The sequence below is a fragment of the Moorena sp. SIOASIH genome, assembly GCF_010671925.1.
Taxonomy (GTDB): Bacteria; Cyanobacteriota; Cyanobacteriia; order Cyanobacteriales; family Coleofasciculaceae; genus Moorena.
Map to the genome: position 1 here is coordinate 524,375 of NZ_JAAHIH010000006.1, position 12,149 is coordinate 536,523.

General features: G+C 44.0%; 13 protein-coding genes and 1 pseudogene. 5 read left to right on the plus strand and 9 right to left on the minus strand.

Features of this window, described 5'->3' with window-relative positions; translation table 11 throughout:
• Positions 1 to 189 precede the first annotated feature (189 nt).
• Positions 190 to 363, plus strand: coding sequence for a Uma2 family endonuclease (locus F6J90_RS34325; protein ID WP_293104390.1), 174 nt, complete (start codon positions 190 to 192; stop codon positions 361 to 363).
• A gap of 219 nt (positions 364 to 582) precedes the next feature.
• On the opposite strand, the gene rbsK is transcribed toward F6J90_RS34325, so the two are convergent.
• The 6 genes from rbsK to F6J90_RS34355 all read right to left on the minus strand — a co-directional run bounded on the left by rbsK (position 583) and on the right by F6J90_RS34355 (position 4,812).
• Positions 583 to 1,512, minus strand: coding sequence for a ribokinase (rbsK, locus tag F6J90_RS34330; RefSeq protein WP_293104393.1), 930 nt, complete (start codon positions 1,510 to 1,512; stop codon positions 583 to 585).
• A 458-nt stretch (positions 1,513 to 1,970) separates the two neighbouring features.
• Positions 1,971 to 2,162, minus strand: a complete 192-nt coding sequence (locus F6J90_RS34335) for a hypothetical protein (protein WP_293104396.1) — start codon at positions 2,160 to 2,162, stop codon at positions 1,971 to 1,973.
• A gap of 9 nt (positions 2,163 to 2,171) precedes the next feature.
• Complete coding sequence (locus tag F6J90_RS34340) at positions 2,172 to 3,254, minus strand: phosphotransacetylase family protein (RefSeq protein ID WP_293104399.1); 1,083 nt, start codon at positions 3,252 to 3,254, stop codon at positions 2,172 to 2,174.
• Positions 3,255 to 3,291: 37 nt separating this feature from the next.
• Positions 3,292 to 3,666, minus strand: a complete 375-nt coding sequence (ebsA, locus tag F6J90_RS34345; RefSeq protein WP_293104402.1) for a type IV pilus biogenesis protein EbsA — start codon at positions 3,664 to 3,666, stop codon at positions 3,292 to 3,294.
• A gap of 395 nt (positions 3,667 to 4,061) precedes the next feature.
• Positions 4,062 to 4,469, minus strand: a complete 408-nt coding sequence (locus tag F6J90_RS34350; RefSeq protein WP_293104405.1) for a DCC1-like thiol-disulfide oxidoreductase family protein — start codon at positions 4,467 to 4,469, stop codon at positions 4,062 to 4,064.
• 181 nt (positions 4,470 to 4,650) lie between these two features.
• The gene (locus F6J90_RS34355) at positions 4,651 to 4,812 is read right to left on the minus strand and encodes a hypothetical protein (RefSeq protein WP_293104408.1); all 162 of its coding nucleotides are present in this window, start codon (positions 4,810 to 4,812) and stop codon (positions 4,651 to 4,653) included.
• A 1,036-nt stretch (positions 4,813 to 5,848) separates the two neighbouring features.
• Between F6J90_RS34355 and F6J90_RS34360 the strand changes: the two genes are divergently transcribed.
• Positions 5,849 to 7,537 (plus strand): NAD-binding protein, encoded by a 1,689-nt coding sequence (locus F6J90_RS34360; protein WP_293104410.1) that lies wholly within the window; start codon positions 5,849 to 5,851, stop codon positions 7,535 to 7,537.
• A gap of 144 nt (positions 7,538 to 7,681) precedes the next feature.
• On the opposite strand, the gene F6J90_RS34365 is transcribed toward F6J90_RS34360, so the two are convergent.
• Positions 7,682 to 8,053 carry a hypothetical protein gene (locus F6J90_RS34365; protein ID WP_366513960.1) on the minus strand — a complete coding sequence of 124 codons (372 nt, stop codon included), beginning with the start codon at positions 8,051 to 8,053 and terminating at the stop codon, positions 7,682 to 7,684.
• A 561-nt stretch (positions 8,054 to 8,614) separates the two neighbouring features.
• On the opposite strand from F6J90_RS34365, the gene F6J90_RS34370 reads away from it, so the two are divergent.
• Both F6J90_RS34370 and F6J90_RS34375 read left to right on the plus strand, forming a co-directional pair.
• Positions 8,615 to 8,998, plus strand: coding sequence for a DUF2780 domain-containing protein (locus F6J90_RS34370; RefSeq protein WP_293104413.1), 384 nt, complete (start codon positions 8,615 to 8,617; stop codon positions 8,996 to 8,998).
• An 8-nt stretch (positions 8,999 to 9,006) separates the two neighbouring features.
• Positions 9,007 to 9,144 (plus strand): hypothetical protein, encoded by a 138-nt coding sequence (locus F6J90_RS34375; RefSeq protein ID WP_293105325.1) that lies wholly within the window; start codon positions 9,007 to 9,009, stop codon positions 9,142 to 9,144.
• On the opposite strand, the pseudogene F6J90_RS34380 reads toward F6J90_RS34375, so the two are convergent.
• Positions 9,135 to 9,603: pseudogene (locus F6J90_RS34380) on the minus strand (ferredoxin). The gene F6J90_RS34375 and the pseudogene F6J90_RS34380 sit on opposite strands and share 10 nt — an antisense overlap.
• Positions 9,604 to 9,605: 2 nt before the next feature.
• Positions 9,606 to 10,808, minus strand: coding sequence for a transposase (locus tag F6J90_RS34385; protein ID WP_293104415.1), 1,203 nt, complete (start codon positions 10,806 to 10,808; stop codon positions 9,606 to 9,608).
• Between the two features lie 334 nt (positions 10,809 to 11,142).
• On the opposite strand from F6J90_RS34385, the gene F6J90_RS34390 reads away from it, so the two are divergent.
• Positions 11,143 to 11,895: a sucrose-phosphate phosphatase gene (locus tag F6J90_RS34390; protein ID WP_293104417.1), complete on the plus strand. Its 753-nt coding sequence runs from the start codon at positions 11,143 to 11,145 to the stop codon at positions 11,893 to 11,895.
• Positions 11,896 to 12,149: the final 254 nt, after the last annotated feature.

The window sequence follows — 12,149 nt, forward strand, 5'->3', positions numbered from 1 at the left end:
GCCCTATTCTTGCGGTAACTTCTGACCGTGTCGTTAATAAAGCTTGTCGTTCGCGTAGCGTGGCCAAAGGCCTTGTATCCGTTCGCGCAGGGTCGGCGAAAGCCGATACTGTTGGGTGGAGTTGGCTTCAAGCCTACACGCTCACTCGTTCGCGAAGCGGCTCTGTAAGAGCAGAGTCAGTGTAGGAGTATGTCACAAGAATACCTTTTGATTGATACTCAACAGATCACTATCGAGTGCTTCCGGCGCAATCCACAAGGCAAATGGGAACTCAATCCCTACAAAGAAGGAGAGGAAATTCACTTGACCAGCATTGATTTTAGTTGTCCCATCTCCTTAATTTATGAGGATGTTACTTTATAGTTACTGTATAGTAGTGACTGCTGAGTGGCTGAGTTTTGAAAAAGACGTACTACCAAACCTCACTAATTTGCTAAAACTGGATTAATTAGTACTAATGAGTAGGTCTACCATCAGGATTTCCAGTAGTAGCAAATTCCGGGTAAATGATCTATTAGCAATCACTAATATCTAAGAATTAATATCTAATATCTCATATCTAAGACTATCATGCTATCATAGCTAATAGCTAATACCTAATTCTGTGAGAAAGGCATTGAATGTCTCTTGATCCGGCAAAGATGGCTGAGCCCCAGCCTTAGTGACAGCAAGCGCCCCAGCTGCAGCTCCCCATACTACCGCTTGCCGCAAGGGTAACCCTTTGGCTATTGCCACAGCCATGGCACCATTAAACGCATCTCCAGCCGCCACAGTATCCACAGCCTCAACAGAAAAAGCGGGGACGAAGAACGATTCAGAACCAGTGGCACAGAAAACCCCCTGCTCCCCTAAGGTCACAATCACCGTATCCACACCTCGTGCCAACAGTACTTCTGATGCGTTCTTGGCTGACTCTATGGTATCGACAGGAAAATCCACTAGTACAGAGGCTTCCAACTGATTCGGTGTCATAATATCCACCATGCTATACAGTTCCTCTGGTAACTCCTGAGCTGGTGCTGGGTCAAGAATCACTGGACAACCGACTTTCTGAGCTGCTGCTGCTACTAAGAGCACCACCGACATGGGAATCTCCAACTGCATCAATAAAACAGCGGCTTCTGGCAACAAACTACTGAGGCGTTCCACATCAGTTTCATTAACATGGCCATTAGCACCAGCCACGAAAATAATGGTATTCTCCCCAGCCTGATCCACCGAAATCACTGCAATCCCAGAACTGACCCCCTCCTCAACCAAAACGCCATCGGTGTCAACACCCGTTACCCCTAGACTTTGGCGTAGATGAGTCCCAAAATCATCACTACCGACGCGCCCCACCATTTTAGTGGGGATACCCAACCGTGCCACCGCCACAGCTTGATTTGCCCCTTTCCCACCAGGAGCAGTAAAAAATTCATGGCCTTGTAGTGTTTCACCTGGAACTGGTAACCGGGGAGTTTTGGCTACCAAATCCATATTGATACTGCCGAAAACAATAACTGGTTTCATCGTTAACAGAATTACAAGTTAGCAAATTTAAAGTTGAAAAGAGTTAGAAGGCAAGCAAGTTTAACGTTGAACGTTGAACGCGATCGCGTGGCCTTTTGGCCAAGGTTTTAACCTTCAACATTATAACCTGACAACCTTCAAAATTAATGATGACAAAAACCAGAATTGGTTTCATATTTAATTTAATATAGTTACCTTTAACAGAGTTATAATTTATTTAGTAACTTTAAAGTTGAACGTTTTAACCTTGGCCAAAAGGCCACGCGCTTCGCAGCAAAGCGGGACTTCGTCCATCGCGTTCAACCTGCCAACCTTGGCCAAAAGGCCACGCGCTTCGCAGCAAAGCGGGACTTCGTCCATCGCGTTCAACCTTGGCCAATAGGCCACGCGATCGCGTTCAACCTTCAACCTGACCACCTTCAACCTTCAACCTTGGCCAATAGGCCACGCGATCGCGTTCAACCTGACCACCTTGGCCAATAGGCCACGCGATCGCGTTCAACCTTCAACCTGCCAACCTTCAACCTGCCAACCTTCAACCTGACCACCTGCCAACCTGCCAACCTGCCAACCTGCCAACCTTCAACCTGCCAACCTACCCTACACCGAATCGCCTTGGGCGAACAACCTTCTAACCTTTTAACCTTCAACTAATGCATCTATAAAGCTGGTTTCAAACCAAGTAACTTTATCAACCGCTCAATGTCGAAATATTCATTCATCATCTGTTGCATACACTCCACCTTAATTGCTTCATGGAGATGTACTTGACCAAAAGAATTGTCAATAATCTCAACAGTAGTGAGGGTGTCTAAATCAACGGAAAGTACCGGAATTTCAAACTCTTCAGCACGTCTGAGAACAACCGATTGAGGCTGAACTTGACCGGTAAGGATTAAACAGTGGGTTGAGGTTTCTAGAGCAGCCATCTGAAGGTCTGGGCGATCGCCTCCCGTCACCACCGCCATATTAACGCCCTTGCGTAAATACTTCAGAGCAGCATTGACATTCATCGCCCCAATTGTCAAGCTTTCCACCATCAAATCCAAGCGGTCAGGGCAGCATAGCACATTAGCTTGCAACTGACGTACTAGTTCCCGAACACTAACACTGCGCAACAGATTATTTCTAGGCAGCATTCCCAATACTGGGATTTCTTGCCGTTCCAGAAACGGTTTCAATGTTGTTTTCACCCTTGATAGCTTATCTTGAGGAATATCATTAATTAAAACTCCCAGTAAGCTTTCCCCTAGACGTTGCTTAGCAAATAACAACGCATCTGCTAGTAAAACCGAGTGAAAACGAGCCACCAACAAGACAGCAGCATCAATGGTCTGAGCAACTTTTGGTAATGATAAGTTAAACAGAGTCCCCGCACTCAAGGTTGCTGCTCCTTCCACCAAAATTACATCACTACTTAGTGGTTGGAGATAGTCTTGAAGAGACTGACGGTAATCTGTTGAGTCTTGTCCTCCCAAGCGTTTTTCAATAGTTTGAGCATCCATAAACAGCAAAGGCGATCGCACCATGTTCTCTGGCAACTTAAGTATGTCAGTGATAAACTGGACATCTTCTTCTATCGTTGACCCTTGATTGCTACTCAAAAAGGTACCCAGTGGTTTACAGTAGGCAATCGTTATCCCTTTTGCTTGCAGTTGATCGGCAATTCCCAGGATCGTTGCTGACTTACCGCTGTAAGCTTCTGTTGACCCAATTAGTAAATACTTAGCGGATTTTGCCACCCCTTATTTACACTCCTATAACTAGAGAACTGGTTGTTTATTCATCAATGCGTAGTAGTTTGCGGTAGAATGCCTTGGAAAAATCCGTTATGCGCGATCGCTTAAAGTTCATAATGACTTCGATTAAGTAATTCACAAACTCAGAATTTTGCATAGTAAGTTCGTAACTAAGATCCGCGTTACCATCAAACTGTAATCGGCAACGAGTTAGTTCCGAAGGAAGATTAGATACAAACCAAGTAGCAACGAAGGGAATACTATCACCGCCTTCTATGTGGCGACGACCTTCCAAAGACCCTTTTTGGTAGAGGCTAATTGCTATAGGTAAAAGATTCCGTTTATTACCCTGGTAGTAGGGAACATAAATCCCGACAGCTCCTTTGTCGGCAGGCTTAAGTTTTTCGATCGACATGGCTGAATATCACTCAATTGCCGTTGATGGTATTGATGTAACTATTCCTATGGGACAATCTCCGTGATGGAAAACCCATCACGATCAGATGATCAGTCCAGGAAAATAAGTATTCTAATACATTACATTCAACTTTCCTATAGGTTAAGCTTATCCCCAAAGTTTATAATAGGGAATTGTGTGTTTCTAATTACAAGAAGCGCGGATAAAAGTTGATTGAGTGTAAGCATTTAGCTCTGCTGCTCTGCTGCTCTGCTGCTCTGCTGCTCTGCTGCTCTGCTGCTCATGGGCTACTTGAGGTGCTGACGGCTGACGGCTGACGGCACCTCAAGTAGCGTGAGCTTTTAGCTCACGGCTGACGGCTGAATGCTTATGATTGAGTCTCTAGTCTAGCCTCAACTGGGATTAGCCTTGCAACCTACTGGGTAAACCGATTTATACGTAGTAGAACGCTTACCAAACCAACTGTAACGATTATCCCGAATCTGCTCGTAAACGTGATCCCCTACCGACTTCACCCCAGGCATTGCCCGATAAGCGGATACAAAGATATTACCCAATGGCAATAGACGCCCAATCTCTTCAGCGGCATCACTTCCTTGCCATCGACAATCATCAGAAGAAGCATCGATCAAAATCATACCCATCTCACACTCGAGAGGTGTTACCCGTAATTTTCCGCAAGCTTCTTTATCCTGCATCGGTATGTAATCAAATAGCTTGCCCTGATCCAGATTTTCTAGTAGCTGTACCAGAGTCACACAAAGATTACAGTCGCCATCGTAAATAACGTGATATCCCATTCAGCCTCTTTCCTAAATCCTAGTTTATCTGCCCCAAAATAGCTGATCACCATATTTTTGACTACTACTGTAGTCCTAAACATTGCGGCTAATGCCCTGTCAAGTTTGAATTGAAGCGTTCACCAAGCGGTGCGACCCTTGGCGAATTTAATTCGACGACTGTAAGCGCACCAGGCAGGATTTAGGCATGATAGCACCCTTGGATGAAGGGCGCGATCGCAGTAGGGAACAGGTATGAAGACTTTTGACCTAACACCGTGCCACCTAACATCGTCCCACCATTACCCTCAAAACTAAATTGACAGACTACTAGCTCATAAACATAAATTAAACATTTTGCCAACACAATGACCCACATCAGTATTCGACACTGTAACTAGCTTCCTCAGGTTTGTCTGCAAAATACAGTAGGGGTAAGCAAACGGTCAAGTTATCTAGGGCAACGGTGCGACCCGTGGCGAATTAAATTCGACGACTGTAAGCGCACCCGGACGGAATTCCTGCTTTCGGTCGCATAAAAGACAAAATTGAGGCTGATAACTAAATTGAACAGATTATTACAACTATAAACCTAACCTCCCTCACCTATACTCAGGAGGTCTGATGCAATGATAATAAGATGGCGGCAGTTATTGGTTAGAATAACAATTTGGCTAGCAGCTGAGATCATCCTCAACTTTCTGGGGCTGGACAATCTAGCTGACTACAGCGAGTTCATATACGAGCAGGAGGTTGCCCTATCAAGTCAATACACGCTTCCAGCCATTGAGAGGCTGCCCCATTCCTAGTACACCTTGGTAGATATTTGTAACCAGTTCCTTTGAAGATGAAGGGATTAGGGGGTGAGGGAGTGATCAGCTGTGAGGCATCTACATCTAATTTATATATCTAATTTATTGATTTTATTTTAATTTATTGAATCGGCAAGGGAGCAGGGACCGATGAGGAGCAGGGCATAGGGTTAATGAGTTTTTCGAGCTTAATCAAAGCTATACAATTTAAATCCGCGACCCCTTAGACATATATTGATTTTGTGGTTGGTCCACTAATATATCATAATGTCCACGTCCTATTCAACTAATGCGCATTTAAATTGCAGGCTTTCCGGCACCCCCATGCCCTTATCCCCCCATCCGTTACATCTGTTAACCCATCCGTTGCTCCATCTGCTGATCACCCTGAAACCTGATCACCCTGAAATAGGCAAATTAGATGGTCAGCAGCTTACCTGAATGGCAAAAGCTGTGAGATTTTACCCTTTCTAACTAGCAGCAGTGTCTTCGGCTACAGTTCTTTGAGCTATCTTGGATAAGAATTGTAAAAGAACACTTAGCTAGATGCAAAACGACAACAATTATTTCGGTCAACAAGGTTGACACATGAAACCCCGCATCATTATCTGTGGCTTGGGTCGCACTGGATACAAAATATTCCGCTTACTGAAGCAGCAGGGAGTAGCTGTTGTTGGCATCAGCAACAGAATAATGCCTGGTGACGAAAACAATATTATTATTGGAGACTTGCGGGCTGTTTCTACCCTACTTGCAGCTGGACTCGAACATGCCCAAACCCTGGTTCTGGCCTGTAATGACGATGCTCTCAATCTGGCAATCCTGACTCAGGCACGAGTGATTAATCCCCGGATTCGGATCGTTAACCGATTGTTTAATACCAGCCTAGGTACTCGTTTAGATCAGACCCTACCGGATCATGTCAGCATGAGTGTTTCTTCTCTAGCAGCACCGGTATTTGCCTTCGCAGCAATGGGGAATCGAGCCATTGGGCAACTCAAGCTATACAATCAAACCTGGCCGATACAAGAAGAAATTATCACCGAAAGCCACCCTTGGATGGGAACACAGTTGAGTGACCTGTGGGATGAGCGTAGGCGAATGTTGATCTACTACTTACCGATGGACTCGAAGTTAGATCTAGTTTCCGCAGTAGTTCAGGGGAAACAGTTACAACCTGGCGATCGCTTAATTATTGGTACTCAGCCTCGGTTTCGTCCTAAACGCCAATCCTGGCTACAGAAACTGCTGAAAGTTTTCACAAACTTACAACAGTTTCAGCATCATGCTCAACCAATGTTAGTAGTGACCCTTTTCCTACTCCTGATAATTTTTACGGCCACATTGACTTATGTGTGTGTCAACCTAGAAACCTCTATTGTTGATGCTCTATATTTTTCTGTGGGTATGATTACGGGTGCTGGTGGTCAAGAAGAAGTAGCAGAAAAGTCCCCGGACAGTATTAAAGTATTTACTGCTGTGATGATGTTAGTAGGGGCTGGTGTGATTGGGATTTGCTATGCTCTGCTAAACGATTTTGTCTTAGGTACCCGACTCAAACAGTTTTGGGATGCTGCGAGAGTTCCCTACAAAAATCACTATGTTGTATGTGGACTGGGAAATGTAGGAGTCCAAATCCTCTACCAACTTCATGCCCAAGGCCATGAATTGGTGGTGATTGAGAGTAACCCCAACAATCGTTTCCTGAACATTGTTCGTTCTTTAGGTATTGCAGTCATTCACGGAGATGCCAGTTTACCTGCTACACTCACAGCAGCACACATCCAACGAGCAGAAGCCCTGTTAGCAGTTACTAGTGATGATACTGCCAATTTAGAAATTGCTCTAAGTGCCAAAAGTCTAGCTTCGAAATTGTCAGTGGTTGTCCGCAATCAAGACCCGCACTTTTCCCACATGGTACAGCAAGTGTTTGAATTTGAAGCAGTATTGTCTCCCACAGAATTAGCCACCCCTTCCTTTGCAGCTGCGGCATTAGGTGGACAAGTGTTAGGCAATGGTATGATTGGGGATACGCTTTGGGTTGCCTTAGCAACTAAGATTACCACCGAACATCCCTTCTGTGGACGCCGTGTTAAAGATGCTGCCAGGTCCGCTGACTTTGTGCCACTTTATGTTGAAACTAAGTATCAAACGATTCATGGCTGGGATTTATTGGAAATTAACCTAGCCGCAGGTGATCTTTTGTATCTAACCATGCCAGCAGTTGGTTTAGAGCAATTGTGGCGCACAACACCACCTCAAATGATGCTGAGGTGAGTGACAAATGGAACCCATGGCATCTAATGGCATCTAATCTGAACATGATCAACAATGAAGGATGAATGATACAGCCCTAGCTATAGTCTAAGGTTCATCATTCATCACTCATTATTCATGATTACTCGTGCAGCATTAGCGCAGCTAGAAAATACCAACTAGGACAATGGAAGTCATTAAGAAACCAGCCAATATTACAAGGATGCCAGGTAGGTTCAACCAATGTTTAACTTCCTCTGATTCTTGAGGCCACTCTTCTTGCTGCAGTTGCATCTGCCGAATCACATCGGAAATTGCTTCAGCATCCTTCACATGGTGTAATGCCTTGGTTTCACCATCAGGGTATTTCACTACGAAGTAAGTGGGAACTGTGATGTGATCCCCTGTAATATCAATCGTATCGACAGCAACCTGCTTCGCTTTTTCGTCAATAGTTTGGGGTTCAGTGGCAATTCTATCCCCTGGGTTAGCTGTTAACTTAACTCCCATTCCCATTGGTGATGCGTAGCTGACCATAGAAACCTCCAGATAGGTCAAAGTTTTTTATTAGGTGCGCTTGACCCATTAAGAATTAAATTCGCCACGGGTCGCACCTCTGGATTTCATTCTACGTAACTTGGAAAACAATTATTCAGCTTAAGCGCGATATTTTATTTATATTATCAATACTTTAGATTTTTTAGTAATTTAGTTAAGATTGCAGCGGTTTCCTGTAATCAAATGTAATCTAACAAATGTAATCTAGGAATTTTTTCTTGAAAATCGCCCTGATTCCGATACTGCCTGAGTTCTGAGTAAAATCTGTTACTGTTCACGAATCGAATTGGATTGCTATAGATTAATTATTAATTTTTTGTTAATTTCCTTAACCATTAAATTCAGCTAGCTTATAGCCCAAAAAGGGACTTACTGCTCTAAGTTACTAGTTGTGTATAAATGTTATGGATTGTGTTCAAAAAGATAAAATATAAATAGTGATAGATAACTATGTTAAAAAAATGTAAATAAATGATTATTTTTGCTATCCGATGTTAAATTAAGGCGGCAACGATATCGCAATCGAATTAGAGAGCATCTATGGAACTGATTCAACTCTTAACTGAAAACCTGGGAGTGCAAGAGAATCAAGCCCAAGGCGGAGCTGGACTTATTTTCCAACTGGCAAAGGACAAGCTGGGAGATGAGAGTTTTGCCCCAGTACTGCAATCTATTCCAGGGATAAATGATTTGCTCCAAGCAGCACCAAAAAGTGGTGGCATGATGGGAGCCTTGGGAGGATTAGCGGCATCAATCGGTGGTGAGGTTGGACAATTAGGAACTCTAGCTACCCTGGCAGGAGGTTTTTCTCAACTAGGCATGGATAGTGGGATGATTTCTAAATTTCTACCGATAGTCATCTCTTTCGTTCAAAACCAAGGTGGGGACGAGATCAAAAACCTTTTGGAAAAAGTCTTGAGCTAGAGGGATTGATGGGATGGCTGAAATGTGATGGTAATCAGGTATCAACCCAAGACTTGGGTATGTTTTCCCAAAGTAAGGGCATCAAAGGGATGAGGGGGAAGATTTTAGGTGGTGACTTAATTTCATCCTTGATGCTTCATCCTTGATGCTTCATCCAGACAAGACACTGGTTCAGCTGATCTTGCATAGTCTGAAGATCAGTATGATACCGGCGTCCATGTCCTGGTAATACCCACTCAAAGGAGTAGTTGGTTAATTTCTCCATTGACTTGATTAATTCCTTCCAGGAGTACCAGCAGTGGCGACGAAAGGCAATTAGTTGCTGAAGTTGATCAGACCAAGCCAGATGGTCACCGGTGAAGAGAAATTTGTTCTTGTACAGTAGAACAGTGTGACCTTTGGTGTGACCAGGAACTGGGATAATCAACAGGTCTTTGTCTAAGGTCTTTAATGTCTTTAGGTTTCTCAACAGTACCAATAGAAGAGGTGAGACAAGATAATAGGGCTTGAACAGCTCTCAAGCGTTCTGTCTCATTAGCAGGTTGATGATAAACGGCAGACTGCTGATCAGCACGATGAAACACTTCCGGATTGACACTCCCCATAGCTAGAAGCTAGGGGATTCTCGGTTCAGCGACTCGTCTTGCCCTTTCAGGTCGGAACCAAAAAGAGTAGAGGACAAATCTCCCCGAGCGTTGAGTAGAGTTCCCGTGTGCCCCACGGTACTTAAGGCTCTAGTTAGTATATTTTTTGCAGCGTTGTGGTCGCGATCTAGCCGACACCCGCACTTACAGACATGGGTTCTAGTCGATAAGGACTTATTTACTACTTCGCCACAATTGGAGCAATTTTGGCTGGTATAGGCAGGGTTTACTGCAACAGTTACCCGACCAAACTTTTGGCCAAAGTATTCCAACCATTCCCGAAATTGGTACCAACCTGCATCATTAATAGACTTGGCTAAACAGTGATTTTTAACTAAGTTTTTGACCCTCAAGTCTTCGTAGGCGACCAGGTCGTTAGACCGGATTACGCAACGTGCCAGCCTCTTGGCATGTTCTTCACGTTGCCTACTTATTTTGAGGTGTGTCCTGCCTAGCCTATTAATTGCTTTCTTGCGGTTAGCAGAGCCTTTCTTTTTACGGGAAACTCGGCGCTGATAAAACTTCAGCCGCTTCTCGCCCTTACGATAAAATCTTGGATTTGATTCTGTGTTTCCCTTAGAATCTGTGTAGAATTCTTTTAGCCCTACATCTAATCCAACGTTGGTATGTGAGGGATCTAGAGATTCCTTAATATCAACTTTGACACAGAATTGAACATAATAACCATCTGCGCGACGTACTAATCTGACTCGCTTGATCAATTTCTGGTCGTAACGCCATAATTCCCAAGTCCCCTTGAGTTTGAGTTTACCTATTCCTTTTTTGTCAATAAAGGAGATTGACTTTGTATCGGGGGAAAGCTTCCAACCAGATGTTTTATACTCAACTGATCTGGAAAACTTCTTGAACTTGGGATAGCCTTTCTTCCCAGGGATTTGTTTCTTGCAGTTGTTGTAGAACCTAGAAATTGAATTATAAGCCCGTTCCACAGAAGCCTGACAGGCATGAGAGTTCAAATCTTTAACAAAAGCAAACTCAGATCTGAGCCACGTATTATGGCGATAAAGGTCTTTTTGTCCTACGCCTTTATTGTCCATCCAATATCGAAGACACTTATTGCGTACAAATTGACCCGTCCTGATCGCATCGTCGATGGCGGCATATTGAGTTTTATTCCCTTTGACTTTGAACTCTAAGACGACCATTTGACGTGGAACAACTATACGTAAACTATAACTCAAAATAAAAAGACTGTCAAGAAAGCCGTCCATTGTTCGCGCAGCGTGGCCTACGGCCAAGTTACCGCTTCGATAGGGTCGCCTTTATGGTCGGCAGGCCGTGAAAAGGGTTAAAACTTATTGAATAAGGCTCCACAATAAACAGGTTTCGTCTCCTAGAAGGACGGGGCTTGAGACCCAAAATTTTTGGTCAAAGCGTGATTAGGCAAAGCGCATTTTTCAGTTACACCCGACTATGTAGGACAATAAGGCAATAGCCAAACTCTAAGCATTTGGCGAGATTACCAACCCTAATCCTATCGTGACTAAATTTCTGTTTGTAACTGACCTTGACAATACTCTAGTAGGGGATGATCAGGCTCTCCTTAAACTGAACCCTCTGCTAAGTCAGCATCGCCAAGAACATGGTACAAGAATCGTTTATGCTACAGGGCGATCCCATAGTTCCTACCACGAGCTCAAAGCCGAGAAGCCACTTCTTGATCCAGATGCTCTGATCACCTCTGTGGGTACAGAAATTTATGATAATGATCGCCAAGATACGCCCAATCCAGACTGGTGGTCCAAGTTATCTGAAGGCTGGGATCGGGAAATGATTGTCGAAACGGCTGCCCAATATCCTGACTTAATTCCCCAAGTAGAATCAGAACAACGCCCCTTTAAAGTCAGCTATCACCTGACGGAAGAAGCAGCTTTGAGGGTGCTACCTCAACTGGAATCTCAGCTTCAAGGAAGGGGTGTTAATTTCAAGTTGATCTATAGTGGTGGGAAAGACTTAGACATTCTACCCAGCAATAGCGATAAAGGTCTAGCGGTAGAGTTTTTACGGCAACAGTGGGGAATTGAGCCGGAACGGACAGTGGTTTGTGGCGACTCAGGAAATGACATTGCCTTATTTAGCGTTGGCTTTTCCCGAGGAATTATAGTCGGTAACGCCCGACCAGAACTTCGCAAGTGGTACGAAAACAACTCAGCAGATTACCATTACCTGGCTCAAGCTCACTGTGCAGGTGGTATACTGGAAGGTTTGAAATATTTTAGCTTTTTGAGTTAGCTTTTTGAGTTGTCAGTAATGATCGCCAATACTTAAGAAGTAGTTACAAGTTGCCGGTTTTTAGAGTTACAAGTTGCAGGTTAATCGAGTTACAAGTTGCAGGTTAATCGAGTTAACAACTTGCAGGTTGGTAGGTTGCAGATTAATCAAGTTACAAGTTGCAGGTTGGTAAGTTGCAGGTTATGCTCTCAACTATCCTTCACTATTTTCGTGGTGGAGTACAACCTTAAAGCAACCTTGGCCAATAGGCCACG